This is a genomic window from Leifsonia xyli subsp. cynodontis DSM 46306 (assembly GCF_000470775.1).
GTDB lineage: Bacteria > Actinomycetota > Actinomycetes > Actinomycetales > Microbacteriaceae > Leifsonia > Leifsonia cynodontis.
Window position 1 is genome coordinate 1,659,186 of sequence record NC_022438.1, and the last position, 24,837, is coordinate 1,684,022.

Consider the following 24,837-nt stretch of genomic DNA (forward strand, 5'->3'; position numbering starts at 1 on the left):
CGATCGAGGTCCCGTAGACCGGCAGCAGCGTCGTCCAGTCGTCGTTCACGCCGCGACCTCCTCGACCTCGGTGACGCCGCGGAGGTCGGCGATCAGGGCGTCCACATCGGCGGGCTCGCCGATCAGCTCGAGCGTGAGGCTGCCGAACGAGCGGCCTTGCAGAGCGGAGATCCCACCGTAGACGATCTCGAACCGCACACCGTGCCGGCCCAGCGCATCGGAGAGCACCGAGCCGAGCCGGCCGTCGTCCTGGACGCGCGCCGACACGATCCGGCCGGAATGCTTGCCGCGCAGACGCTCCACGTCCGCCGCCCCGGGCTGGTTGCGGAGCACAGTGCCGACGAAACGCCGAGCGGTCGTCGTCTGCGGGTTCGAGAACACCTCGAACACTGTTCCGGTCTCGATGACGCGCCCCGCCTCGAGGACGGCCACGCGGTCCGCGATCGAGCGGACCACCTCCATCTCGTGCGTGATGACCACGATCGTGACGCCCAACTCCGCGTTCACCCGCTTCAGCAGGCCGAGCACATCCGCCGTCGTCTCCGGGTCGAGCGCACTGGTGGCCTCGTCGGCGAGCAGGATGCCGGGGTTCGTCGCCAGCGCGCGGGCGATCCCGACGCGCTGCTTCTGCCCACCCGAAAGCTGGTCGGGGTAGGCCCACGCCTTCTCTGTCAGCCCGACGAACGCGAGCAGCTCGGCGACGCGCTGCTTGCGCTTGTCCGCCGGCCAGCCCGCGACCTTCAGCGGATAGGCGATGTTGCCGAACACCGTGCGGGAGCGGAACAGATTGAACTGCTGGAAGATCATCCCGATACCCGCCCGCACACCGCGCAGCTCGCGCTCGCGCAGAGCGGTGAGGTCGCGTCCGTCCACGACCACAGAGCCGGAGGAGGGGTGTTCGAGGGCGTTGATGAGCCGCACCAGCGTGCTCTTCCCCGCCCCCGAGTACCCGATGATGCCGAAGATCTCGCCGCGGTCGATCGTCAGATCGACACCGTCCAGCGCGGCGGGCGTGTCACCGGAACCGAAGCTCTTGGTGACGCCACGGAACTCGATATGCGCCGCCACGGAACTACTTCGCCGCCTCGATGGACTTCTTGAGCCGGTCGAGGATCGCGATGAGCTGCGATTGCGGCTTCTGCACGATGACAGCGGTGTTCTTCGACTCGGCGAGCACTGCGTCCTGCACCGCCTTGGTGTGGTACAGCTCGGCGACCTTGAGGTAGGTCTTGTTGTCCTTGTCGGCGGCGCGGACGACGAACGCGTTGATGTACGGCTCGGCGGTCTCGCTCGCGGGGTCGTCCTGGAAGAGCACCTTCTTGGGGTCGAGACCCGCCGTGAGGGCGAAGTTGTTGTTAACGATCGCGGCAGCGGCCGAATCCAGCGCCGGGGCGGTCTGGGCGGCGTCCACCGGCGTCACCGTGACCGTGGAGGCGGCGGCGGCGATGTCCGCTGGCGTCGCGAGGGTGCTGCCACCGCCCTTCAGGGTGAGCAGGCCGGCCTTCTGCAACACAAGGAGCGCCCGCGCCTGGTTGGTCGGGTCGTTCGGGATGGCGACCTCGCTGCCGCGCGGAATGGCGTCCACCGAGGCGTACTTCTTCGAGTACAGCGGGAGCGGCACGACCAGCGTGGACGCAAGCGGGACGAGGTTCTGGGCGGACTGCACATCGTAGTTCGCGAGGAACTGCAGGTGCTGGAACAGGTTCAGATCGAGCTGGCCGTTCGCGAGCGCCGGGTTCGCCTGCGTGTAGTCGCGGAACCCGACCACCTGAAGGTCGATGCCGTTCTCCGCGGCCTTCTTCTTCAGGATGGGCCAGTAGGGAGCCGCCTGCTCCGTCGTCCCGATCCTCACTGTCACCGTCGAGCCCGCCGCGTTCGAGGAACCGGCCCCGTTGACGACGACGAGCACGACGGCCACGATCGCCGCGACGACGACGATGCCGGCTCCGACGAACCAGCCGGTCTTCGAGCCCTTCGGCTTCTCCGGAAGCGCGGGCGGCGTCGGAGTGGGCGGGGCGGCGTCAGACATGGCTATGCCTCTCTCGTGAAGGGGTGAGGGATGCCGGCGTGCGGTTTGGCGGCCCTTCGAGCTTCCCAAGACGGAGGGAGGTGGTCAAGACGGGTTCCGAAATGTGACGTGGAGGGGTCTGTCAGCCGGAGGGCCCTGCGGCCGTCCCGCCCTCAACCAGGCGGATGAACGCGCTCAGGTCACCGACCCCGGCCGGCGTCGTCGGCAGGAACTCGGTCAGCTCGGGCGAGTGGACGAGGTACGCGGCCCATTTCGCGCGCGAGACGGCGACGTTCAGCCGGTTCTTCATGAGCAGGAACGACATCCCCCGCGGCGCCTCCGCCGCCGAAGACGCCGCCAGCGACACGATCGCGACCGCCGCTTCCTGCCCCTGGAACTTGTCCACCGTCCCCACCCGGACTCCGGCGAATCCGGCCGCGTCCACAGCCGCTCTCACTTCCGCGAGTTGCGCGTTGTAGGGTGTCACGACGATCACATCCGCCTCGCCGAGCGGGTCATCGTGCCGCCCGGCCCCCGCGTCCGTCCACGACCGCCCGATGAGCCCCCTGATCAGATCCGCCACGACCGCCGCCTCCTCGGGCGACGCGGTCGCGTTCCCGGTGTGCCGGACCGCGACGGGATGCAGCCCCGGTTCGACCCCGTGGAGCTGCCGCTCCCGCGCAGCCGGGTGCGCCCGCAGCCGGCCCTCATACGACAGGACCGAGACCGCGCGCGCCAGCTCAGGCCGCATCCGCCGTGTCTCCGCCAGGAAGTAGCCGTATTCCGGCGGCAGCACTTCGTGCCCCGCGCTCACCCGCCCGAGAGCGGAGCCGTCGATCGGCTCGGGATGCCGTCCCTGGCTCACCTGCGGCAGCTGTTGCGGGTCCCCGAGCAGCAGCAGGCTCCGGGCCGCCATCCCCACCGCGATCGTCGAAGCGAGCGAGAACTGCCCCGCCTCGTCGATCACGAGCAGGTCGAGCGACCCCCGGGGCACCCGAGCCGCGTTCGCGAAGTCCCACGCGGTGCCGCCGAGCACGTACCCGCTCGCCGCGCGCTCCTCGGCGAAAGCGAGCTGTCCGTCGGCGGGGAGCACGGTGAAAGCCGGTGCGCGAGACGCCGCCCCGCGCGCCGACGCCGACGGGGTCTTCCCCACCAGCCCGGCGTCCAGTCCGGCCGCCACCACACGGTCCAGCAGGTTCTCGACCACGGCGTGCGACTGCGCCACCACCCCGATCCGCCAGCCACGCTCGGCGACCAGCCGCGCGATCACCCGCGCTCCGAGCGAGGACTTCCCCGTTCCCGGCGGGCCCTGCACCGCCAGATAGGACCGGTCCAGGTCGAGCAGGCTCGCCACAACGGCCTCGATGCGCCGATCGCCCTCTCCGCCGGCATCCCCGCCGGCTTCCGGCGCAAGCCCTCCGCTCCGGGTCCGCGGCGGGGTCCGCCGCAGCAGATCGACCGCCGCCTGCGCCGGCCAGGTTCGATGGTTCCGGGCGATGAGCAGCTGTGTCCCCCACTCGCGCACCGCCTCGGCCAGCCGGCGCGCGTCCGGCGGCGGAGCCGGTGCGAGCGCGCTCGGCAGCGCCGCATACGGCGGAACGTCCGCCGGCCGTGTCTCGCGCACGACGACCGATCCATCGTCGCGCGCCTCGATCACCGCGACCGTCCGCGCCGTCCGCGCGCCCGGCTGCGCCCGCGGCTGCCGGAACGGCCCCGGATACTCGTAGAGCAGCGTCGGCCCGGCACGCTCGGAGACCCGCACCGCGCTGCCCGCACCCCACTGCCCGCTGAGCAGCAGATCGCGGCGCTCCACACGCTGCCCCTCGTCCGCGTACCAGTCGCGCAGCACGCGCGCGGTCTCCACGACCAGCAGATCACGCGTGTCCGCCCACTCGTCGATCGGCTGGATGAGCCGGGCGAAGTGGGCCTGCCAGAAGCTCTTCCGCTCGCGTCGGTGGAAGTCGATGGCCGCGGCCGCGAGCGCCATCGCCTCACGGTCGCCCGACCGGTGGGGGTCGAGCGGGTCCCCCGCGAACGCCAGCAGCCCGGCCCGGAGCGGCGACTCGTCCGGCGCGGGCTCCGGCTCCTCCATCGGCGCTGCCCCGATCGGGACGCCGTTCTCACGGGCGCGCTCGATCAGCCAGTCCCGCAGCCGGAGCGTCGAGACGCAGTCGTAGCGGTTGTAGTCGGCGAGCGCGTCGAGGAGCGGCTGCGCCTCCTCCGTGCGGCCGAGCGCGAGTAGATCCCGGGCGTTCGCGTACTCCGCGATCGAGTCCGCTCCGGTGGTGACCTCGCTCTCGCGCAGTTCGCCGCCCATGTACAGCGGCTCGAGCTTCTTGATCGAGTACGACCGCGACCCGACCCGCACGGCTTTGCGCACGAGCGGGTAGAGGTCGACCAGCACACCCTCCCGCAGCAGGGCGTCGACCTCCTCCTCGCCCACACCGTGCCGCGCGGCGATCGACAGCAGGTGGGTCTGCTCGTAGGCCGCGTAGTGGTAGATGTGCAGTCCGGGATTCCGCTTCCGGCGCTCCCGCACATACGCGAGGAACTCTTCCAGCGCCACCCGCTCCGCCGCGAAGTCATGGGCCCAGAACGCGGTGAACCGGGCTTCGGCATCCACGGTGCCGAACAGATAGTCGAGCCCCCACCGCTCCCCCGTCCCTTCGGTGTACAACGGATCGCCCTCGAAATCGAAGAAGAGATCGCCCTCGTCGGGATGCGGCAGCACGGCGAGCACGGGCGCGTTGAAGACCCGGATGGGCGGTGGCGCCCCCGGCTCCGCCCTCAGTTGGAGCCGGGCCTGCTCGCGGAACCCGGACAGCGTGCCCTCCGGGATGCCGTCGACCGGCCCCTCCGCGACGGCGAGCGCGTCAATCGTGGGGAGTCCGGCCGCGATCAGGTGCTCGCGGTGCGCGATGCGCATCCCCGCGACGAGCAGCACATCCCGGGTCGCCTGGATCTCCGCGTCGCAGGCGCCGCAGCGCCCGCAGACCGCGAACCGGGGGTCTCCCCAGGCCACCGATCCCTCGTCGGCGGCGTGTTCCCGGACGATCGAGAGCAGCCGTGTACGCCGCTTGCGGTACACCGGCTCGATGTCGGAGAGCCGGTGCGTGCTCACCGAGCCGTCGCCCAGCAGCAGCTCGACGGTCTCATCGACCGCGACACCCGTCCGCCGCAGCTGCTCGGCGTAGGCGGCCAGCTGCAACAGGGCCGTGACCCGCGCGCTGCGGGCCAGCTTCGAGTCCTGCACGCGGTAGCGGCCATCGGGGAGCCGCGCCACGAAGTCGGCGAACCCGACGAAGCCCCCGTCGAAGAACGTCGCCTGGAACACGATCTCCGCCTCGCGCTCGAACGCCTCCGCCGTGTTCGCGACCGCCTCCGCCAGCGTCTCGGCGGTCAGCCGCTCCGGCCGTTCGATCTCGGCGACACCCGGGCCGAACCGTTCACGATAGCGCTCCAGGATGCGCCGCTCGTGCTCGTCGCCCAGCCGCGCCGACCGCACGTACATCGGGTCTTCGGCCTCCTCCGCCTTCTCCCGGCGCCCGAGCTTCACATCCAGCGAGCGCAGGAAGGCGAACTCACACCTCGACGCCTCGGTGAGGTCGCTCGCACTGGTGACGATGACGCCGTCGAGCAGGAACACGCGCCCCCCTTTCCGCACCGGCCCGGCGCTCCTGCGAGCGTACCGGCGACCACCGACAGCGGGCGAGGGCGGCGATCACCCCTTTTTCGCCGCCGCTTTCGCCGCCCGCTTGTGCTCCCGCACTTTCCTCAGCGACTCCGCATCCACGATGTCCGCCACCGACCGGTGCCCCGCGGCCCCGTAGTCGCCGGCGGCCTCCCGCAAGCCCGGGGCGGCGAGGCCCCTCTGCTTGCCGAGCAGGGCGAGGAAGATCTTCGCCTTCTGCTCGCCGAAGCCCGGCAGCGCCCGCAGCCGCCGCAGCACCTCAGCCCCATCGGGGTCGCCGCTCGTCCAGATGGCCGCAGTGTCCCCCTCCCAGTCGCTCACGATCGCCGCCGCGAGTGTCTGCACCCGGGCGCCCATCGACCCCGGGAAACGGTGGACGGCCGGTGGCTGCTTCATCGCGGCGAGCAGCTCGTCCGGGTCCAGAGCGGCGATTCCGGCAGGGTCGAGCGAACCGAGCCGGTCACGGAGCTTCGCGGGGCCGGAGAACGCGGTCTCCATCGGGACCTGCTGGTCGAGCAGCATTCCGAGAAGCAGCGCGAACGGGGATTGGTCGAGCAGGGCGTCCGCGTCCGCGTCGCCGGTGATGTTCAGGGCCATGCCCTCACGCTGCCACCGGCGCGGGCGTCATGCCAGCAGGAGCAGCGCACCCGCCGTCGCGGAGAGCAGAGCGAGCAGCAGCGCCACACCGAACAACACGGCATGCGCCACCAAGAACGGGGTCGAGCGCCCGGCCTCGTCCCGGGCGTCTTTCCGGACCCGCGTGAAGAAGCGCGGCCACACGACGGCGGCGAACCCGGCGTTGAGGAGGACGACGGCAGCGAACACGATCATGGCCCCGTCAACTGAGACGAGCGGGACGGGTGGGGGCCGGCTACAACTAGACGCCGGAGGCGAGCCGCACCCGCAGCGAGTCCACACGCGTCGCGATCGCCTCCGCCGCCCAGCGCTGCGCCAGCCGGGCGAGCAGAGCGTCCAGCTCCTTCTGCGTGAGCCCGCCGGTCAGCTCCAGCAAGACCAGGAGCTCCTCTGCGCGAAGCCGATGATCCGGGTCTCCGGCCGTGAGCCGCACATCGAGCACGCCCAGCTCAGAACCGATGGAGGAGCGGAACGCCTCGACCACGGCAGGGTCCCGATGGCTCGGCAGCCACGGACGCCCCTGCGCGAGCGCCCACACGGCCGGCCGCCGCAGCGCGAACTCCGTCTCCGAGGCCGGGTCGAGCACCACGACCTCCGTTCCCTCGGAAGCGGCCGCCAGCGCCGCCCGCGGACCCGCCGCCGGCACCGGACGCGCCGCGGGATTCCAGGTGTGCATCGCCGTCACCGACGAGAACACCGGGAGCACCGTCCGCCCGTCCGGACCGGCGACGGTCACGATGGACAGCTCCTGCGCCTTGTCGACGACCAGCCCGGCGCCGGATTCGCCCTCCTCGCCCCGCTCGGCGACCAGCGGGATGAGCACACGCGAGGCGCGCACCGCCTCCACCACCGCCTCCGCCCCGACCTCACCGGCCCGGAAAGCGGCGAGCGCCCCGAGCAAGGCCGCCGGGGCGGCGCCGTCGTCGCCGGCGTAGGGGTTGTCGCCGAACTCCCGGCCCTCCCACGGCTGACCCGCCGAGTCGGCGAGGGAGGCCGCGAAACCGGCCAGCCGATCAGCGCCCGCCGCGCTCGGCGCGGGGCGCTCCGTAGGCCTCGACACCGCCGGACGTTCCTCCGGCTCGTCAGTGTCCCGCGACATCCAGTGCCTCGGGCAGCGTGAACGCGCCCGAGTAGAGCGCCTTCCCCACGATCGCGCCCTCCACCCCGAGCGAGACCAGTTCGCGGAGCGCGGCGATGTCGTCCAGGCTCGCGATGCCGCCGGAGGCGACCACCGGGCGCTCAGTGCGCTCCACCACCTGACGGAGCAGCTCGAGGTTCGGGCCCTTCAGCGTGCCGTCCTTCGTGACGTCGGTGACGACGTAGCGGGCGCAGCCTGCCTCTTCCAGCCGCTCGAGGACCTGCCAGAGGTCGCCGCCCTCGCGGATCCAGCCGCGAGCGGCGAGCGTCGTCCCGCGCACGTCCAGGCCCACGGCGATCGCCTCGCCGTACTGACCGATCACGTGGGACGCCCACTCGGGGTTCTCCAGCGCGGCCGTGCCGAGGTTGACGCGGGTCGCGCCGATCTCCAGCGCGTGCTCCAGCGAATCGTCGTCGCGGATGCCGCCGGAGAGCTCGATCTTGACCCCTTTCGTCTGGCGGATGACCTGCTTGAGCAGGCCGCGGTTGTCGCCGCGGCCGAACGCGGCGTCCAGATCCACCAGGTGGATCCACTCCGCGCCCGCGTCCGCCCATTCGGCGGCCGCGTCCACCGGATCGCCGTAGCTGGTCTCACTGCCGGCGGCGCCCTGGGTCAGCCGGACGGCCTTTCCGTCGGCCACATCCACCGCCGGGAGCAGGACGAGCCGGGGCCTGTTGTTGAATTCGCTCACTGTCTTTCCTCGTTCGGGTCCGCACCGTGCGGACAGGGGTCGGCTGCTACAGCGACCCGATCCAGTTGGCCAGCAGCCGGAGACCGGCGCTGCCGGACTTCTCCGGATGGAACTGCGTCGCGCTCAGCGGCCCGTTCTCCACCGCGGCGATGAACCGCGAACCGTGCTCGGCCCAGCTGACGCGCGGCTTCGGGAACGGCCCGGTCGCCTCCAGCGTCCAGTACTGTGCGGCATAGGAGTGGACGAAGTAGAACCGCTCATTGCGGATACCGTCGAACAGCGCCGAGTCCGCCGGCGCCTCCACCGTGTTCCAGCCCATGTGGGGCACGACCCCGGCACGCAGGCGCTCGACGGCGCCCGGCCACTCGCCCAGCCCTTCGGTCTCCTGTCCGTGCTCCGTTCCGCGCTCGAACATCACCTGCATCCCGACGCAGATCCCGAGCACCGGACGCCCGCCGGCCAGCCGCCGGTCGATGATCTCGTCGCCGTGGGCGGCCCGAAGCCGATCGACCACCGCGGCGAAGGCGCCGACGCCCGGCACGACCAGACCATCGGCCTCTTGCGCGCGCCGCCGGTCGCCGGTGAGTTCGACATCCGCCCCGGCCGCTTCCAGCGCTTTGACCGCCGAGTGGACATTGCCCGAGCCGTACTCGAAGACGACGACGGCGGGACGGCTCACAGGGCGCCCTTCGTCGACGGGATGCCGGAGACCAGCGGGTCGTACGCCTTCGCCTGCCGGAACGCGCGCGCGAAAGCCTTGAACTCCGCCTCCGCGATATGGTGCGGATCGCGCCCGCCCACGACAGTGACGTGTGTGGTGATCGCCGCGTTGAACGAGATCGCCTCGAAGACGTGCCGCACCATCGAACCGGTGAAGTGCCCTCCGATCAGGTGGAACTCGAACCCGGCCGGCTCCCCCGCATGCACGAGGTAGGGGCGGCCTGACAGATCGACCGCCGCCTGGACGAGCGCCTCGTCCAGCGGAACCAGCGCGTCCCCGTAGCGTGAGAGACCGGCTTTGTCGCCGAGCGCTTGCCTGATCGCCTGCCCGAGCACGATCCCGACATCCTCGACCGTGTGGTGGACGTCGATCTCGGTGTCGCCGCTCGCCCGCACGCGCAGATCCGTCAGCGAATGCTTCGCGAACGCCGTGAGCAGATGGTCGTAGAACGGCACGGAGGTCTGGATCTCGGATGCGCCCGTCCCGTCCAGGTCGAGGCTCAGCTCGATGACCGACTCGCTGGTCTCGCGCCGCAGGGACGCCGTCCGATTCGTCATGGCTGCGAGCCTACCGGGACGGCGGCCAGCGGTTCCGGCCGGCCGAGCGCCGCGAGCGCCTCCAGGAAGGCGGTGGTCTCCGCCTCCGTGCCCGCGGTGACGCGCAGATGGTTCGGGATGCCGACATCCCGGATCAGGATGCCGCGCTCCAGCAGCGCCTCGAAGGTGGCCTTCGGGTCCGCGACGTTCCCGAACAGCACGAAGTTGCTGCCACTGCGGTGCGGCGCGTAGCCGAGACGCGCGAGCTCCGCGACCAGCCGATCGCGCTGTCGCCGGATCTCGCCGACCGTCGCCAGCATCTCGTCCGAGTGCGCGAGCGCGCCGAGCGCCGCCGCCTGGGTGATCGCGGACAGGTGGTAGGGCAGCCGGACGAGCCGCAGCGCGTCCGTCACAGCCGGGTCGGCGGCGAGGTAGCCGACGCGCGCGCCCGCGAAAGCGAACGCCTTGCTCATCGTCCGCGACACCAGCAGCCGCGGCCGCCCTTCCAGCAGCGTGAGCGCGGACGCCTCGCCGTCCGGCAGGAACTCCGTGTAGGCCTCGTCCACCACCACGATCCCGCGGGACGCTTCGTACGCCGCCGCGACGGTCTCGAGCGCGAGCGGTGTTCCCGTCGGGTTGTTCGGCGAGCACAGGACGACGATGTCCGGGTCCGCACGCCGGATCTGCGCCGCCGCCGTCTCCGGCGACAGCCCGAACCCGGCGTCGCGCACTCCCGCGACCCACTCGGTGCCTGTCCCCGCCGCCAGCAACGGGTACATCGAGTAGGTCGGCGCGAACCCGAGCAGGCTGCGTCCCGGACCGCCGAACGCTTGCAGGATGTGCTGCAGCACCTCGTTCGACCCGTTCGCCGCCCAGATGTTCCCGGCCGCGAGACCGTGCCCGAGGTAGCGCGCGAACGCCTCTCTCAGCTCGGTGAACTCCCGATCGGGGTACCGGTTCACCCCGCCGATGGCGGCAGAGACTCGGGCGACGATCTCCGCCGCGACGCCCTCCGGCACCCGATGCGTGTTCTCGTTCACGTTCAACGCGATCGGGACCGCCTTCTGCGGCGCCCCGTACGGAACCCGCCCTCGGAGGTCATCGCGGAGAGGGAGATCGGAAAGAGAGGTCACCCTCTCATGCTAGCCAGCGCCAGGACTGCGATCGTGCCGTGTGACGCTGCGCTGCCCCGGAGAAGGGCGCGCCCTCGTCAGAACGGTGGCGGTCACCCTCGTTCCGACCGGGTCAGCGGTCTTCGACGGGGACGACAGGGTCCCTCACCGCAGAGAAGCGGTCAGAGGCACCGTTGAACGCATTGTGGCTGTTGAGGCGAGTGGTGGCTGTCGAGGCGAAAGGGAATGCGACCGCCGGAGCGGACCCGGCGGGGTGCGAAGAGAGCTCGGAGCCTACTTCGCGTACTGCGCCGGGATCGCCAATTCCTGCCCCGGGGTCACCACCGCCGAGTCGAGCCCGTTGAGTGTGACCAGTTCTGCGATCACATCCCGCGGGTCTGCGCTCGGCGCGAGGCGCTCCGCGATAGACCACAGCGACTCGCCCGACTGAACCGTGACGTGCTGGAAAGCCACTGCGGCGTGCTCGCCCGACGCGACCGCGCCCCCGCCGTTCAACGCGAACACGAACGCTCCGACGACGATCGGCAGGGCGGCCAGGAACGTCAGCACCGCGCGTCCGCGACGGGTCAGCCGCAGGCGGACCCGTGCCCCACCCGGACCACCCGAAGAACCCGGAACGTCCGCTGCGCTTAGAGCGCCCGCACGGGACCTCACCGTGGCCGCAGACCCCCCGATCGCACGACCGATGTCTGCACGACCGATGACCGCTGTGCTGCTCATAGCGTCGACCTCCCTGTTTCGTTCCGAAACCGCCCGATGCGAATCTGTGTTCCGAACATATCTTCTAATTTGTTAAACCGCAAGACCGGATGTGCTGCGAGATCCGGAGCGGATTTCGCGACACACTCGAACACACGTTTGTTTGACCGCCGCCGGGCGGATACAGTTTCGATTGTCTGGAGACCACACAACCAGGCACCACCGACATTCGGGTCCGCCGAGTGCGGCGCCGGTCGCGAAGGGACGAGCGTGTCGAACGAGAATCAGGCTCCGCGGGGCACCCGCCGGCGCAAGAATCTGAGCGAGAAGCAGCTCGCGATCCTCGACGTCATCCAGCGCTCGGTCAGCCAGCGCGGCTATCCGCCGAGCATGCGCGAGATCGGCGACGCGGTCGGCCTCTCCTCGCTCTCCTCGGTGACGCACCAGCTCAACCAGCTGGAGCTCAGCGGCTATCTGCGCCGCGACCCGAACCGCCCGCGCGCGCTGGAGATCCTCATCGACCTGCCGAGCGCCGCCGCCCCGGATTTCGAGAGCCAGACCCCGGTCGCCGACGCTGCGATGGTCCCGCTCGTCGGCCGCATCGCCGCGGGCGTGCCGATCACGGCCGAACAGCAGGTGGAAGAGGTCTTCCCGCTCCCCCGTCAGCTGGTCGGCAATGGCGAGCTGTTCATGCTGAAGGTCGTCGGAGAGTCCATGATCGACGCGGCCATCTGCGACGGCGACTGGGTGGTCGTCCGCGCGCAGAACACCGCGGAGAACGGCGACATCGTCGCTGCGATGCTGGATGAGGAAGCGACGGTCAAGGTCTTCCGGCAGCGCGACGGGCACACCTGGCTGCTGCCGAGGAACTCGAACTTCGAGCCGATCCTGGGCGACTTCTCACAGATCCTGGGCAAGGTCGTCGCCGTTCTCCGGGCCGTCTGAGTCCAGGCCCCCGGGCAGCGGATGTCCGGGCAGCGGATGTCCACCCGACAGCCCCGAGCACTCCCAGAGCCCCGAAAGCCGCGACGCTGGTCCCACCGGCCGAGGCCGACAGAGGGCGGCTGCGTCCTCCTCCCCTCCTGTGCCGCCGCGTCCTGCGGCCGCAAGCCGAAGATCTCATCGGCGTCTCGAATCCGCCGGCATCCGTGCCGCAGCCCGGCTCTTCGAGCGGGGCCGCTGCGGTGACAACGGGCCCCGCTCTGCGGGAAGAGCGTCCGGCCGGCCGGAGCCGGGCGTGTCAGGCGCCGACACCGGCCCGCTCCCGGACCTTCCTCGTCGCCGCAAGCATGTTCCTCAGCGAAGCGATCGTCTCGTCATAGCCGCGCGTCTTGAGCCCGCAGTCCGGGTTGACCCACAGCTGACGGCCGGGGATCGCGCTCAGCGCGGTCTCGATCAGTTCGGTCACCTCGGCGACCGACGGCACGCGCGGCGAGTGGATGTCATACACGCCGGGCCCGATGCCGTGCTCGAACCCGGAGCTCTGGAGGTCGTGGACGACCTCCATGCGGCTGCGGGCAGCCTCGATGCTGGTCACATCCGCATCCAGCTTGCGGATCGCGTCGATGACCACGCCGAACTCCGAATAGCAGAGGTGTGTGTGGATCTGGGTCTCCGCCCGGACGCCCGCCGTCGCGAGCCGGAAGGAGCCGACCGACCACGACAGGTACTCGTCCTGGTCCGCGCGCTTCAGCGGCAGCAGCTCGCGCAGGGCGGGCTCGTCCACCTGGACGACGCGGATGCCCGCCGCCTCCAGGTCCGCGATCTCATCGCGCAGAGCGAGCGCCACCTGGCGGGCGGTCTCGCCGAGCGGCTGGTCGTCGCGCACGAACGACCAGGCGAGGATGGTGACAGGGCCGGTCAGCATCCCCTTGACCGGCTTCGAGGTCAGGCTCTGCGTGAACGCCGACCATTCCACCGTGATCGGCTTCGGCCGCGAGACATCGCCCCACAGGATGTACGGGCGCGTACAGCGCGATCCGTACGATTGCACCCAGCCGTTCTGGGTCACCGCGAAACCGTCGAGGTTCTCCGCGAAGTACTGCACCATGTCGTTGCGCTCCGGCTCGCCGTGAACGATGACGTCGATCCCGATCTCCTCCTGGAGGTCGACGACGCGTTCGATCTCGGCCCGCATGCGGCCCCGGTACTCCTCCTCGGTGAGAAGCCCCTTCGCCAGCTGGGCGCGGGAGCGGCGGATGTCGGCCGTCTGCGGGAAGGACCCGATCGTGGTGGTCGGCAGGAAGGGAAGCCGCAGGGCCGCATCCTGGGCTTCGAGCCGGGTCTCGTCGTCGCCGCGCGAGAAGTCGGCGCCGGTCAGCGCGGCCTCGCGATCGCGCACCTCCGGCACCCGCACACCCGGCGCACCCGCACGGTCGGCGAGCGCCGCCGTGGCCTCGGCCAGCTCCGCCCGGATCGCCTCACGGCCGTCGACGAGGCCGCGCGCGAGCACGGAGACCTGTGCGACTTTCTGGTCGGCGAAGGCCAGCCACGACGCCAGCCGGGCATCCAGCTCCGGCTCGTCCTCGACATCGTGCGGGACGTGCAGGAGCGAGGTCGAGGTCGCGACGGCGATCTGCGGGCTCAGCGTCCGCAGATCGGTCAGCTTCCCGAAAGCGCCCTCCAGATCGCCCCGCCAGATGTTGTGGCCGTCCACGACGCCGCCGACCACGGTCTTCGCGCTCAGCGTCTCCGCGGTCGCCGCGTCCAGACCCGAGAGGACGCCGCCGCGCACGAGGTCGAGCGACAGCGCCTCGATCGGCGAGGCCGCCAGCACGGGGAGAGCATCGTCCAGGCTGCCGTAGGGGGCAGCGACGAAGATCGCCGGGCGCTCCGCCGCACCCCCGAGGTCGTCGTACGCGCTGGCGAGAGCGGTGAGCACGTCGGCACGCGGCTCCTCGATGCTTTCGGAGACGAGCGCCGGTTCGTCCAGCTGCACCCACGGCGCTCCCACCGCCGCGAGCCTCGCGAGCAGTTCACGGTAGACCGGCAGCAGCTCGGCGAGCCGCGAGAGCGGGCGGAACCCCTGCGGAGCCTCGTCGCTCGGCTTGCTGAGCAGCAGGAAAGTCACCGGACCGACGATCACCGGACGGGTGAGGAAACCATCGGCACGCGCCTCTGCGAAGTGACGGACGATGCGGTCGGAGGCGAGCCGGAAGTCCGTCTCCGGCCCGATCTCTGGCACGAGATAGTGGTAGTTGGAGTCGAACCACTTCGTCATCTCCAGCGGCGGGTTCTCGGCCTCGCCACGCGCGATGGTGAAGTAGCCGGCCATATCCACCGCGCCGGAGGCGTCGGCGAGAGCCGCGAACCGGGACGGAAGAGCGCCGACGGTCACGGCAGCGTCCAGCACTTGATCGTAGTAGCTGAAGCTCTCCGGGATGGCCGCGTCGTCGCGTCCCAGGCCGAGCGCAGCGAGCCGTTCGCGGGTGGCGGCGCGCAGCGTAGCCGCGGTGGCCTCCAGTTCGTCCGCGGTCGTCTCGCCCGCCCAGAACGCCTCGACGGCCTTCTTGAGCTCGCGACGGCGACCGATGCGCGGGTAGCCGATGATGGTGCCGACCGGGAAGGTGGCGCGGGAGGTCGAGGGGGTCATGCTGGTTCGTTCTCCTTCGTGATGGTGGCGTGGTCAGGAAGCAGTCCGATCCTCTCGAGCACCGAGAGGACGGCCGCATGCTGGTTGAACGTGTAGAGGTGGAGGCCGGGGGCGCCCCCGGCGAGCAGACGCTCGGCGAGCCGCGCGGCCCAGCCGATGCCGATCTCCCGCTGCCCCTCCTCGGTGGGTTCGATCTCGAGCTGGATGGCGAGATCGCTCGGCAGATCCTCGCCGCTCAGCTCGAGCATGCGCTTCAGGCGGGAGGGGGAGGTGACGGGCATGATCCCGGGCAGGATCGGGAAGAGCACCCCGGCCTCCTTCGCCCGCTGGGCGAAGGAGAGATAGTCCTCGGCGTGGAAGAAGAGCTGCGTGATCCCGAGGTTCGCCCCCGCCGCCTGCTTGGCGAGAAGGGTGTCGATGTCCTGGGCGGCCGAGTGCGAGGCGGGGTACCCGTTCGGAAAGGCCGCGACCGCGATCTGGACCCGCTCGCGGTGCCGGAGCACAGCCTGCGCGCCCAGCTCCGGCACATCCAGTTCGCCGTACGGAACCCGCTCGGCCTGCACCCGGTGGATGAGCTGCACCAGCTCCGCAGAGCTCTTGATGTCGCCGAGACCGTCCTCGCCGGGCGCCAGGTCCGCCGGCAGGTCTCCCCGCACCGCCAGGAACCGCTGGATGCCGGCGTCCAGGAACTCGCGGATCAGCCGGTTCGCCTCCGCGTGCGACGACCCGACGCAGGTCAGGTGGGCCATCGGGCTGACGTCGGTGCGCTCCAGGATGGAGCGCAGCACCTCGAGCGACGAGGCGCGGGAGGAACCGCCCGCGCCGTAGGTGACCGAGATGAAATCGGGCCGTGTGGCGGCGAGCCGGTCGATCGTCGCGGGCAGTGCGGCGGCGGCGCGCTCGTTGCGCGGCGGGTACAGCTCGAACGAGTACCGAGCGTCGGTACGGCTCATGGCATCCTCGGAATGGTCGATCAGCGTCGCGGAGCCCGCTCACAGGCGCCCGCCGACGGCGGGACTCACGGAACGGGTGGGCGGGTGCCAGGCTCGGCTGTCGCACCGCGTCAGCGGTCGCCCACTGCGGTTGTTACGGCACGATAGCAACGCGGAAGGCCGGACGGAATCGGCCGCGTCATCTAGTGACACAGTGGGGCGCGGCGGCGGTTCGCCTGCTGTCGTGGCCGCCCCTCACTTCTCTCCGATGGTCGCGAAGATCGGCCGATGGTCGGAAGCACTGTCCCCGGTGAGGACCTGGAAGCTCTTCGTGTCCCATCCCGATCCGAGGAACACATGGTCGATGCGAGCCCCCAGAAAGGCCGGCAAGAGAGTGGGCCAGGTCCCTGCGCCGTCAGCGCCGACGCTCGTCGCAGCGTCGGCGCACGCGTTCAAACGCTGACGGGGCAGGTTCTCGACCGTGGCGTTGAAGTCGCCGACGGCGATGGTGCTCGCTGTGGAGCAGGCTTCCTCTGCCCACTGGAGATCCCGGCGCCAATCCGCGCCGTCGAAGAACGTCGCGCGTTGAAGGTGTGCGACAACGATCGTCGGGAGATGCCGATCCTCTGGCCTCGCGATGAACCCCGCCCAGGGCGGCACGCCCGAGGTGTCCACTCGGTACCTGCCGTTCGATTACTTGACCAGCAGGGACGCCGCCGAGGATTCCCACGAGTACAGGTCGTAGCGGCTGAGGAGATCCGACAGCCGCGCCTCGGCGATGGGGCCGAAGTACTCGGGCAGAACGACGATGTCCGCCGACTTCTGCCGGACAAGCCGGACGATCTCGGTGGCGGGCACAGCGTCCTGATTTGTATTCCACGACAGTATGCGCAGGGTCCCCCGCACCTGGGCGGCCGGGGCGGACCCCGTCGGTTCGCCCCGGCCGGCAGGAGCCCAGACCGTCACGGAGAGGAGCACCGCCCCCCCCCCGACGATGCCGACCGGGCCCCGTCGCAGGCGGATCGCAGCGGAGATCGCGATCGCGACGAGGAGGAGAGCGCAGCAGGCGAACACCAGTCTTCGCATCGCGACAAGCTGGCTGAGCGGAGGGTACGAGACGCTCTCATAGCCAGGGTAGGCGCACAGAGCCGCAGCCAGCAGCAGAAAGCCTGCGCTGACGGCGGCTCCGGTCAACGCGAGGCGACCATGCCGGCTTGGCTGCTCCATGAACGCTAGTACGTCATAGTCACCTTGGACGCGTCGAGGAACCAATTTCTGCCCGGGCCATTCTCTCTGTTGATCGCGCTGACCTGGAATCGCCAGGTGTCGTCGCCGCGCTGAGTGACCGCACGACCGAAGTCGAAGGTTCCGCACCCGGGCAGCCGAACACTCTTGAAATCGTGCCACAGGGGAGCTGGCTGATCGTCGCCGAGGCTCTGCAGGGTCAGGGTGATCGACTTCACCTTCGCCGCCACGGGCGTTCCGCCGCCCGAGTTAGCCTTGCAGCCGCCGAGGAAGACAACGGTGCTGTTCCTGGTGAGGCCTTTATCGATCCAGATGCGGCTGACGAATGTCGGCTGCACCTGGCTCAGCTTCGAGAACCAGCATCCTTCCTCTTTCGAGAACGAGCATCCTTCCTCTGCTGCCGACGCCGGGGCCGCCCCCATCACCGTGAGAGCGACCGCGAACGCTCCTGCCGCGAAAGGGACGAGAGCCTGAGGGAATGTCTTCTTCATTTTTTGCCTCCACTCTTCACGCCATGCGCGAAGGAGGCCCGAAACGGATGCGCCCGCTCGCGCATAAAACATAACGCTCGTCGAGCGTCTGACCAGACGATAGCGCCAAGCCCCCGGGTGGGTTCTAACAGTGGTCGCAACACCGGCTAGTTTCGGGAGTTGTTATGACACTTGTAAGGACGTCGCAGAAGATGACCGGGCCGGCACCGATGTCGGCCGAGCGTGCATGATATATCGAGTTGTGGCGGCAGGGAATGAACACCTCCGAGATCTGCCGGATGCTCGGGATTCGCCGCAAGCTGGGCAACAACTGGCGGAACGGGTGGAAACATCGCGACCTGGTCACGGGCAAAGTGCGTTACTATCCGCCGATCGATGAGGTTCCGGTGGTGACGACAGTCTCGGCCCGGTTCTTATCGGAGGACGAGCGGGTAACGCGACAGACGCAAAGCACCCCGCGTGATCGCCCGGCGCAGGATCCGATTCAACGCTGCGCTCACGATCCATGACCGTCCGTTCGCGCCCACGGACCGCAGCGTCCCCGGAGCCTGGGAAGGCGACCTCATCATGGGGCTCGGCAACCGTTCGGCGATTGCCACACTCGTCGAGCGAACGACCCGGTTCACTCTCCTGTTGCCTGTTGACGCTGTCAACAGATCCGAGAGCCTCCGCGATCAGCTCGTCCCTGCTCTCGCGGCGCTCCCGCCCGAACTACGCCGCTCAATCACCTGGGACCAGGGCTGGGAAATGGCGAGACATGAAGAGATCAGCCGCGCAACAGGAACGAGAATCTACTCCTGCGACCCGCACTCGCCCTGGCAGCGCGGCAGCAACGAGAACACGAATCGGCTCTTGCGGGACTACTTCCCCAAACGCACCGACCTCAGAACACACACCCCGAAAGAGCTCGCCCTCGTCGCCGCCGAACTCAACAACCGACCCCGCAAAATCCTCGGCTGGAAGACCCCGAACACCCTCTTCACTACGCTGCTAGAACAAACACACCATCCATGAGTGTTGCGACCACTGTTAGAACCCACCGGAGGAGATCTCGGGACAGCAGAGGCCAGGGGCAGGAAACGGAGGACATCCGGGCGAGTGGGGCCGGGATGTCCTCCGTTTCCGGCTGTGGTCCGGGATCAGGCGTCGAGGCGGTACATCCAGCCGTGCCGGTCGCGCGCGCGACCGTACTGGATGTCGGTCAGCTCCTTGCGCAGAGACAGAGTGAGCTCACCCGGCGCTGCGGTGATGTCGCCGACGGTGAACGTGTCCGACTTGAGTTCGCCGATCGGAGTGATGATCGCGGCTGTGCCGCAGGCGAACACCTCGACGATGTCGCCGGACTCCACACCGTCCCGCCATTCGTCGATGGTCACGCGCCGGCGCTCCACCCGGTGGCCGCGGTCGCGGGCGAGCTGAAGCACCGAGTCGAGGGTGATGCCTTCGAGGATGCTGTCGGAGTCGGGGGTCACGAGGGTGCCGTCTTTCTGGACGAGCACCACGTTCATCCCGCCGAGCTCCTCGATGTGCCTCCCCTCCGCCGAATCGAGGAAAAGAACCTGGGCGCAGCCGCGCTCGTGCGCTTCGGCTTGCGGCAGGAGACTCGATGCGTAGTTGCCGCCGGTCTTCGCCGCTCCGGTTCCGCCCTTCCCCGCACGGGACCAGTGATCGGAGAGCCAGATGGAGACCGGAGCGACACCGGACCGGAAGTAGGCCGCCGCCGGGCTCGCGATCAGGTAGTACGCCACCTTGTTCGCCGGGCGCACCCCCAGGAAGCCTTCTTTGGCGAACATGAACGGCCGCAGATACAGGCTCGTCTCCTCCGCATCCGGAACCCATTGGCCGTCGACCGCGATGAGCTGCTTGAGCGAGTCGAGGAAGTGGTCGACCGGCAGCTGGGGCAGCGCGAGCCGGTAGGCCGACCGCTGCATGCGGGCCGCATTGGCCTCCGGGCGGAAGCTCCAGATCGAACCGTCCTCGTGGCGGTACGCCTTCAGCCCCTCGAAAATCTCCTGAGCGTAGTGCAGCACAGCGGCCGACGGGTCGAGCGGGATGGGGCCGTAGGGCGAGACGCACGGCCGGTGCCAGCCGCCCTTCTCCGACCAGCACAGATCGACCATATGATCGGTGAAGTGATTGCCGAAGCCGGGGTCCGCGAGGATCTCCGCGCGCTCGGCTGCGGCGCGCGGCGCCTCGTTCCTGGCGACGTTCCAGAGCAGGCCGGAAGTCTCGGTGGGGCCGCTGGTGAGGGAGATGCTAGTGGAAGCGTTCATGGGAGTCCTTTGCTGGGAGAGGTCAATTCTGTGCCGCCAGAGCCGCGATCGCGGCGCCGATCTGGCTCGTCGTGCGCGTCTGGCTTGCGGTGGCGGTCTGGCCGCTGCGGGTGGCGAGGTCGGCGGTCACCGCCCGCTCGACGCGCTCCGCGAGGGGCCGCTCGCCGAGGTGGCGGAGCAGGAGCGCGACGGAGAGGATCGCGGCGGTGGGGTCGGCCTTCTGCTGGTCGGCGATGTCGGGAGCCGATCCGTGAACGGGCTCGAACATGCTCGGGAACTCACCCGCGGGGTTGATGTTTCCCGAGGCGGCCAGTCCGATGCCGCCGCTGATCGCGGCGGCGAGATCGGTGAGGATGTCGCCGAAGAGATTGTCTGTGACGATCACATCGAATCTAGCAGGATCGGTGACGAGGAAGATCGTCGCTGCGTCGACGTGGAGGTAGTCCACGGCCACCTCGGGATGCTCGGCGGCCACGGCGTCCACGATCCGCTTCCACAGGCTGCCCGCGAAGGTCAGCACATTCGTCTTGTGTACGAGCGTCAGCTTCTTCCGCCGCTGCCCGGCCTGCTCGAAGGCGTAGCGGACGACGCGCTCGACGCCGTAGGCGGTGTTCACGGACACCTCGTTGGCGATCTCGTGCGGCGTCCCCTGCCGGATGGCCCCGCCGTTGCCGACGTACGGCCCCTCTGTGCCTTCGCGCACGACGACGAAGTCGACCTCGCCGGGAGCGGCGAGCGGGCTGGCGATGCCGGGGAACAGTGTGGTCGGCCGCAGATTCACATAGTGATCGAGCGAGAACCGGAGCCTCAGGAGCAGCCCGCGCTCGATGTTCGCACCCGCAAGGCGTGGATCGCCCGGCTGACCGCCGACCGCCCCGAGCAGGATGGCGTCGTGTGCCCGGATGGCCGCGAGGTCGTCGTCGGTCAGCACATCGCCGGTGGCGAGGTAACGGTCGACGCCGAGCGAGAAGTGCGTCTTCTCGAACGCCAGCCCGCTTCCGGCCGCGACCGCGTCGAGCACCGTGACCGCCTCCGCGATCACCTCCGGTCCGATCCCGTCCCCGGGGATGACGGCGAGTTGGACGGTTCTGCTCATGACGCTCCTGCGCTGATCGGTGGGCGGACAGTACGGGTCAACACTAGCGCCGCACCGCCCCTCCCCGTCACGGATGAGGGTCGCCACGGTCAGCACCACGATAGCGAGGATCAAGCCTGCGCCGAGAGGCCGTTGTCGCGATCCCGTTGTCCGAACACGTGCCGCGGCGAGACGGGCAGCCCGGGCGACGGAGACGGCCCGGCCGAGCGTCTCCGGGGCCGTGGCAGCCTGGACGGTCCTGGCCGTCCAGGCTGAGAGAACCCCACCGGCAGCGGGCAGACTGCTCTCCCGGTCCGCTGCCCAGAGCTCACGACACGGCCGCAGGGCTCAAGACTCGGTGATGTCGATCTCCTGGAGCAGGTCGGCGTGGATCGCGACGCGCACCTTCTCGAGCAGCCCCTCGGGGACGGGCGAATCGACGGTCAGGACGCTGAGGGCCTTCCCGCCGGCCGAGGTCCTGGCGATCTGCATACCGGCGATGTTGATCTTCGCCTCGCCGAACTCCCGGCCGTACACCCCGACGATGCCGGGGCGGTCGTCGTAGACCATGACGATCAGATGCTCGGCGATCGGCACCTCCACGTCATAGCCGTTGATCCCCACGACTTTCTCGATCTGCTTGGTTCCGGTCAGCGTGCCGGAGACCGAGACCTGCGTGCCGTCGCTCAGCGCACCGCGGATCGTGATCAGGTTGCGGTACTCCTCGCTCACCGAGTCGGTGAGGAGGCGCACCTCGATGCCGCGCTGGTCGGCGAGGAGGGGTGCGTTCACATAGGAGACCGTCTCGGAGACGACGTTCGTGAAGATCCCCTTCAGGGCGGCGAGCTTCAGGACGCTGACATCGAACTCCACGATTTCGCCGCGGACCTCGACGTCGACACTCGTGACCGGGCTGTGCGCCAGCCCGGAGAAGACCTGGCCGAGCTTCTCCACAAGCGGAATGCCCGGACGCACGTACGGGTCGATGACGCCGCCGGCGACGTTGACCGCGTCGGGCACCAGCTCGCCCGAGAGCGCGAGGCGAACCGATCTGGCGACCGAGACGCCCGCCTTCTCCTGCGCCTCATCCGTCGACGCCCCGAGATGCGGTGTGACGATCACGTTCTCGAGGCCGAGCAGCGGCGAGTCCGACGGCGGCTCGCTCACGAACACATCGAGGCCAGCGCCCGCGATGGTCTGCGAGACGAGAGCACGGTACAGAGCGTCCTCGTCGATCAGGCCGCCGCGCGCGACATTGACGACGAACGCGGTCGGCTTCATCTGGGCGAGCTGATCGTCCGAGATCATGCCGGTCGTCTCCGGCGTCTTCGGCATGTGGATGGTGACGAAGTCCGACTCGGCGAGCACCTCGTCCAGGCTCACCAGCTGGACGCCGAGCTGCTGCGCTCGCGCGCTCGTCACATACGGGTCGAAGGCGATGACCTTGACGCCGAACGCCTGCAGTCGCGCGGCGATGAGCGCCCCGATCCGGCCGAGCCCGATGATGCCGACCGTCTTCTCGTACAGCTCAACGCCGGTGTACTTCGAGCGCTTCCACTGCCCCTGCGCCAGGGCGCTGTGCGCGGCCGGGATGTGCCGGGCGAGGCTCAGGATGTGCCCGACCGTCAGCTCCGCGGCCGAGATGATGTTCGAGGTCGGCGCGTTGACGACCATCACACCGGCGCTGGTCGCGGTCTTGATGTCGACGTTGTCGAGGCCGACCCCCGCGCGCGCGATGACCTTGAGCTTCGGCGCAGCGCCGATGACCTCCGCGTCCACCTTCGTCGCCGAGCGCACCAGGATCGCGTCGGCGTCGGCCACGGCGGAGAGCAGCGCGGAGCGGTCTGTCCCGTCGACGTCGCGGATCTCAAAATCCGGCCCGAGGGCGTCGACAGTAGCGGGCGAGAGTTCTTCGGCGATCAGCACGACCGGCTTTGTCACAGTGTTCCTTCAGAGGAGGGGCTGGCTGGGAGGAGAAGCGCAGCGGACGGTGGTGCGCGTTTCAACTCTAGCCGGACGCGGAAGGGGTCTTTCGCCCGGTTACGTGGGCCGTCAGCGACGACCCGAGTGGCGTGTCCGTGCCTGCCGTAAGGCATCCACCGCACCGCGCACGACGATCGGGTCGGTGATGTCATAGGCGTCCGCGCCGCCGCCGGGGCCGCTCGGCGCGCCCTGCACTGCACGGCGAGCGGAGAGATGCACCGCGTCCACGCCCGCAGCGACGAGGGCCGGGATGTCCTCGACGCGCACGCCTCCACCGGCCATCACCTGCAGCCGCCCGGAGACCCGCTGGGCCAGCGCCCGGAGGGAGTCGACGCCCTCGACGCTGGTCGAAGCGCCACCCGAGGTGAGGATGCGGGTCACCCCGAGCGCAACGAAGTCGTCCACGGTCGCCAGTGGGTCGGCGACCGTGTCGATCGCACGGTGGAACGTCACCTCGATGCCCTCGGCCGCCGCCACGAACCGGGCCACAGCGGCAGTGTCGACACGCCCCTCCCCGTCGAGCGCCCCGATGACGACGCCACCGGCGCCGGCCTCACGGGCGAAGCGGATGTCGGCCTCCGTCGTCTCCACCTCGGCGGCATCGTAGACGAAGCCGCTGCCACGCGGCCGGACGAGAACGTGGACGAAGCCCTCGCGGCCTCGCTCGATCGCCTCCGCCACCGCTATCCGGACGAGACCCGCCGAGGGCGAGGGCTGTACACAATTCGACCCGGTCAGCGCCCTCGACGAGGGCGCTGCGAACGCCCGCGGCATCCTGGACGGCGATCTCGACGGCGGCTGTGCTCATGACTTGATCTCTCCCGAACGGGGAAAGGCGCTGACCTGACAGGAACGCTGAAACGACAGGGCCGCTGACCTGACCGGAGGTGCCGCACCGATCGGTGCGGCACCTCCGCTCGATGAGACGCGTGCGCTCAGCGCGCGACCTCGCCGTCCACGTAGTCGTCGTCGTTCGAGGCGTTCCAGGCGAACAGCTTGCGCAGTTCGCGGCCGGTGGCCTCGATCGGGTGCTGCTCGCCCTTGGCGCGCAGGCCCAGGAACTCGGGAGCGCCCGCGTCCTGGTCGGCGATGAAGCGCTTTGCGAAAGTGCCGTCCTGGATGTCGGAGAGCACGGCCTTCATGTTGTCCTTGACATGCGGGTCGATCACGCGCGGTCCCGAGACATAGTCGCCGTATTCGGCGGTGTCGGAGACGCTCCAGCGCTGCTTGGCGATACCGCCCTCCCACATGAGATCGACGATGAGCTTGAGCTCGTGCAGCACCTCGAAGTAGGCGACCTGGGGCTGGTAGCCGGCCTCGGTCAGGGTCTCGAAACCATACTGCACCAGCTGCGAGACGCCGCCGCACAGCACGGCCTGCTCACCGAACAGGTCCGTCTCGGTCTCCTCGGTGAAGGTGGTCTTGATACCGCCGGCGCGCAGTCCGCCGATGCCCTTGGCGTAAGAGAGGACGAGCGGCCAGGCGGCACCGGTCGCGTCCTTCTCGACGGCGACGATGACGGGGACGCCGCGACCTGCCTCATACTCGCGGCGCACGGTGTGGCCCGGGCCTTTCGGAGCGACCATGATCACGTCGACGCCCTCGGGGGCCTCGATGTAGCCGAAGCGGATGTTGAAGCCGTGCCCGAAGACGAGCGCATTGCCCGCTTCGAGGTTCGCCCGGATGTCGTCCGCGTAGAGGGTGCGCTGCACCTGGTCCGGCGCGAGGATGACGACGACATCGGCCCACTTGGCGGCCTCGGCGGCGCTGAGGACGCGAAAGCCCGCCTCTTCGGCCTTCTGTGTGGACTTCGAGCCGTCTTTGAGGCCGATGACGACCTCGACGCCCGAGTCGCGGAGGTTCTGCGCGTGCGCGTGCCCCTGGGAGCCGTAGCCGATGACGGCGACCTTCTTGCCCTGAACGATCAAGAGGTCGGCGTCGTTGTCGTAGTAGATCTCAGCCACTTGTTGGGTTCTCCTTTGTGAGTGTGGTT

23 protein-coding genes and 1 pseudogene are annotated in these 24,837 nt (G+C 69.6%); 3 read left to right on the forward strand and 21 right to left on the reverse strand.

What is annotated here, in order from left to right; all coding sequences use genetic code 11:
• Positions 1-45: 45 nt before the first annotated feature.
• The 11 genes from O159_RS07965 to O159_RS08015 all read right to left on the reverse strand — a co-directional run bounded on the left by O159_RS07965 (position 46) and on the right by O159_RS08015 (position 11,274).
• A complete protein-coding gene (locus O159_RS07965; protein ID WP_021755272.1) occupies positions 46-1,068 on the reverse strand; it encodes a methionine ABC transporter ATP-binding protein in 1,023 nt (340 codons plus the stop codon).
• Between the two features lie 4 nt (positions 1,069-1,072).
• Entirely contained in the window at positions 1,073-2,029 is a 957-nt protein-coding gene (locus O159_RS07970) for a MetQ/NlpA family ABC transporter substrate-binding protein (RefSeq protein ID WP_021755273.1), read from the reverse strand.
• Between the two features lie 121 nt (positions 2,030-2,150).
• A complete protein-coding gene (locus O159_RS07975) occupies positions 2,151-5,654 on the reverse strand; it encodes a TM0106 family RecB-like putative nuclease (RefSeq protein WP_021755274.1) in 3,504 nt (1,167 codons plus the stop codon).
• Positions 5,655-5,729: 75 nt separating this feature from the next.
• Positions 5,730-6,296, reverse strand: coding sequence for an HhH-GPD-type base excision DNA repair protein (locus O159_RS07980; protein ID WP_021755275.1), 567 nt, complete (start codon positions 6,294-6,296; stop codon positions 5,730-5,732).
• Between the two features lie 27 nt (positions 6,297-6,323).
• Positions 6,324-6,530: an SCO4848 family membrane protein gene (locus O159_RS07985; RefSeq protein WP_021755276.1), complete on the reverse strand. Its 207-nt coding sequence runs from the start codon at positions 6,528-6,530 to the stop codon at positions 6,324-6,326.
• Between the two features lie 46 nt (positions 6,531-6,576).
• Positions 6,577-7,434 carry an SseB family protein gene (locus tag O159_RS07990; protein WP_021755277.1) on the reverse strand — a complete coding sequence of 286 codons (858 nt, stop codon included), beginning with the start codon at positions 7,432-7,434 and terminating at the stop codon, positions 6,577-6,579.
• Positions 7,418-8,164, reverse strand: a complete 747-nt coding sequence (priA, locus tag O159_RS07995) for a bifunctional 1-(5-phosphoribosyl)-5-((5-phosphoribosylamino)methylideneamino)imidazole-4-carboxamide isomerase/phosphoribosylanthranilate isomerase PriA (RefSeq protein WP_021755279.1) — start codon at positions 8,162-8,164, stop codon at positions 7,418-7,420. The genes O159_RS07990 and priA overlap by 17 nt, the downstream gene beginning before the upstream one ends.
• 46 nt (positions 8,165-8,210) lie before the next feature.
• Entirely contained in the window at positions 8,211-8,843 is a 633-nt protein-coding gene (gene hisH, locus O159_RS08000) for an imidazole glycerol phosphate synthase subunit HisH (RefSeq protein ID WP_021755280.1), read from the reverse strand.
• Complete coding sequence (hisB, locus tag O159_RS08005; protein WP_021755281.1) at positions 8,840-9,442, reverse strand: imidazoleglycerol-phosphate dehydratase HisB; 603 nt, start codon at positions 9,440-9,442, stop codon at positions 8,840-8,842. The genes hisH and hisB overlap by 4 nt, the downstream gene beginning before the upstream one ends.
• Positions 9,439-10,554 carry a histidinol-phosphate transaminase gene (locus tag O159_RS08010; protein WP_021755282.1) on the reverse strand — a complete coding sequence of 372 codons (1,116 nt, stop codon included), beginning with the start codon at positions 10,552-10,554 and terminating at the stop codon, positions 9,439-9,441. Before O159_RS08010 ends, hisB begins: the two co-directional genes overlap by 4 nt.
• A 273-nt stretch (positions 10,555-10,827) precedes the next feature.
• Positions 10,828-11,274 (reverse strand): LysM peptidoglycan-binding domain-containing protein, encoded by a 447-nt coding sequence (locus O159_RS08015; RefSeq protein ID WP_081689846.1) that lies wholly within the window; start codon positions 11,272-11,274, stop codon positions 10,828-10,830.
• Between the two features lie 249 nt (positions 11,275-11,523).
• Between O159_RS08015 and lexA the strand changes: the two genes are divergently transcribed.
• Positions 11,524-12,198 carry a transcriptional repressor LexA gene (gene lexA / locus O159_RS08020; protein ID WP_021755284.1) on the forward strand — a complete coding sequence of 225 codons (675 nt, stop codon included), beginning with the start codon at positions 11,524-11,526 and terminating at the stop codon, positions 12,196-12,198.
• Between the two features lie 295 nt (positions 12,199-12,493).
• Here the strand turns inward: lexA and metE are convergent, their stop codons facing one another.
• The 5 genes from metE to O159_RS08045 form a co-directional block, all read right to left on the reverse strand.
• Complete coding sequence (metE, locus tag O159_RS08025) at positions 12,494-14,845, reverse strand: 5-methyltetrahydropteroyltriglutamate--homocysteine S-methyltransferase (protein WP_021755285.1); 2,352 nt, start codon at positions 14,843-14,845, stop codon at positions 12,494-12,496.
• Positions 14,842-15,798, reverse strand: coding sequence for a methylenetetrahydrofolate reductase (locus O159_RS08030; RefSeq protein WP_021755286.1), 957 nt, complete (start codon positions 15,796-15,798; stop codon positions 14,842-14,844). The genes metE and O159_RS08030 overlap by 4 nt, the downstream gene beginning before the upstream one ends.
• A 234-nt stretch (positions 15,799-16,032) precedes the next feature.
• Positions 16,033-16,452 carry an endonuclease/exonuclease/phosphatase family protein gene (locus O159_RS08035; RefSeq protein ID WP_021755287.1) on the reverse strand — a complete coding sequence of 140 codons (420 nt, stop codon included), beginning with the start codon at positions 16,450-16,452 and terminating at the stop codon, positions 16,033-16,035.
• A gap of 18 nt (positions 16,453-16,470) precedes the next feature.
• Positions 16,471-17,004, reverse strand: coding sequence for a hypothetical protein (locus tag O159_RS08040; protein ID WP_144267606.1), 534 nt, complete (start codon positions 17,002-17,004; stop codon positions 16,471-16,473).
• 5 nt (positions 17,005-17,009) lie between these two features.
• Positions 17,010-17,513 (reverse strand): hypothetical protein, encoded by a 504-nt coding sequence (locus O159_RS08045; RefSeq protein WP_021755289.1) that lies wholly within the window; start codon positions 17,511-17,513, stop codon positions 17,010-17,012.
• Between the two features lie 254 nt (positions 17,514-17,767).
• On the opposite strand from O159_RS08045, the gene O159_RS15235 reads away from it, so the two are divergent.
• Both O159_RS15235 and O159_RS08050 read left to right on the forward strand, forming a co-directional pair.
• Complete coding sequence (locus O159_RS15235; protein WP_201766212.1) at positions 17,768-18,022, forward strand: hypothetical protein; 255 nt, start codon at positions 17,768-17,770, stop codon at positions 18,020-18,022.
• The gene (locus tag O159_RS08050; protein WP_021753972.1) at positions 17,973-18,527 is read left to right on the forward strand and encodes an IS30 family transposase; all 555 of its coding nucleotides are present in this window, start codon (positions 17,973-17,975) and stop codon (positions 18,525-18,527) included. The genes O159_RS15235 and O159_RS08050 overlap by 50 nt, the downstream gene beginning before the upstream one ends.
• Positions 18,528-18,652: 125 nt before the next feature.
• Here the strand turns inward: O159_RS08050 and O159_RS08055 are convergent, their stop codons facing one another.
• The 5 genes and pseudogenes from O159_RS08055 to ilvC all read right to left on the reverse strand — a co-directional run bounded on the left by O159_RS08055 (position 18,653) and on the right by ilvC (position 24,808).
• Complete coding sequence (locus O159_RS08055; protein WP_021755290.1) at positions 18,653-19,786, reverse strand: branched-chain amino acid aminotransferase; 1,134 nt, start codon at positions 19,784-19,786, stop codon at positions 18,653-18,655.
• A gap of 22 nt (positions 19,787-19,808) precedes the next feature.
• Positions 19,809-20,882, reverse strand: coding sequence for a 3-isopropylmalate dehydrogenase (locus tag O159_RS08060; RefSeq protein WP_021755291.1), 1,074 nt, complete (start codon positions 20,880-20,882; stop codon positions 19,809-19,811).
• Positions 20,883-21,209: 327 nt separating this feature from the next.
• Positions 21,210-22,802 (reverse strand): phosphoglycerate dehydrogenase, encoded by a 1,593-nt coding sequence (gene serA / locus O159_RS08065; RefSeq protein WP_021755292.1) that lies wholly within the window; start codon positions 22,800-22,802, stop codon positions 21,210-21,212.
• A gap of 111 nt (positions 22,803-22,913) precedes the next feature.
• Positions 22,914-23,652, reverse strand: a pseudogene (locus tag O159_RS08070) (copper homeostasis protein CutC).
• Between the two features lie 127 nt (positions 23,653-23,779).
• Positions 23,780-24,808 (reverse strand): ketol-acid reductoisomerase, encoded by a 1,029-nt coding sequence (gene ilvC / locus O159_RS08075; protein WP_021755294.1) that lies wholly within the window; start codon positions 24,806-24,808, stop codon positions 23,780-23,782.
• Positions 24,809-24,837: the final 29 nt, after the last annotated feature.

Bases quoted from the DNA above. Each gene is read 5' to 3' on its own strand.
- O159_RS07970 (WP_021755273.1), bottom strand. From the start codon at position 2,029: ATGTCTGACGCCGCCCCGCCCACTCCGACGCCGCCCGCGCTTCCGGAG.
- O159_RS07980 (WP_021755275.1), bottom strand. From the start codon at position 6,296: ATGGCCCTGAACATCACCGGCGACGCGGACGCGGACGCCCTGCTCGAC.
- O159_RS07985 (WP_021755276.1), bottom strand. From the start codon at position 6,530: ATGATCGTGTTCGCTGCCGTCGTCCTCCTCAACGCCGGGTTCGCCGCC.
- O159_RS07990 (WP_021755277.1), bottom strand. From the start codon at position 7,434: ATGTCGCGGGACACTGACGAGCCGGAGGAACGTCCGGCGGTGTCGAGG.
- hisB (WP_021755281.1), bottom strand. From the start codon at position 9,442: ATGACGAATCGGACGGCGTCCCTGCGGCGCGAGACCAGCGAGTCGGTC.
- O159_RS08015 (WP_081689846.1), bottom strand. From the start codon at position 11,274: ATGAGCAGCACAGCGGTCATCGGTCGTGCAGACATCGGTCGTGCGATC.
- metE (WP_021755285.1), bottom strand. From the start codon at position 14,845: ATGACCCCCTCGACCTCCCGCGCCACCTTCCCGGTCGGCACCATCATC.
- O159_RS08030 (WP_021755286.1), bottom strand. From the start codon at position 15,798: ATGAGCCGTACCGACGCTCGGTACTCGTTCGAGCTGTACCCGCCGCGC.
- O159_RS08040 (WP_144267606.1), bottom strand. From the start codon at position 17,004: ATGGAGCAGCCAAGCCGGCATGGTCGCCTCGCGTTGACCGGAGCCGCC.
- O159_RS08045 (WP_021755289.1), bottom strand. From the start codon at position 17,513: ATGAAGAAGACATTCCCTCAGGCTCTCGTCCCTTTCGCGGCAGGAGCG.
- O159_RS15235 (WP_201766212.1), top strand. From the start codon at position 17,768: ATGAACACCTCCGAGATCTGCCGGATGCTCGGGATTCGCCGCAAGCTG.
- O159_RS08055 (WP_021755290.1), bottom strand. From the start codon at position 19,786: ATGAACGCTTCCACTAGCATCTCCCTCACCAGCGGCCCCACCGAGACT.
- O159_RS08060 (WP_021755291.1), bottom strand. From the start codon at position 20,882: ATGAGCAGAACCGTCCAACTCGCCGTCATCCCCGGGGACGGGATCGGA.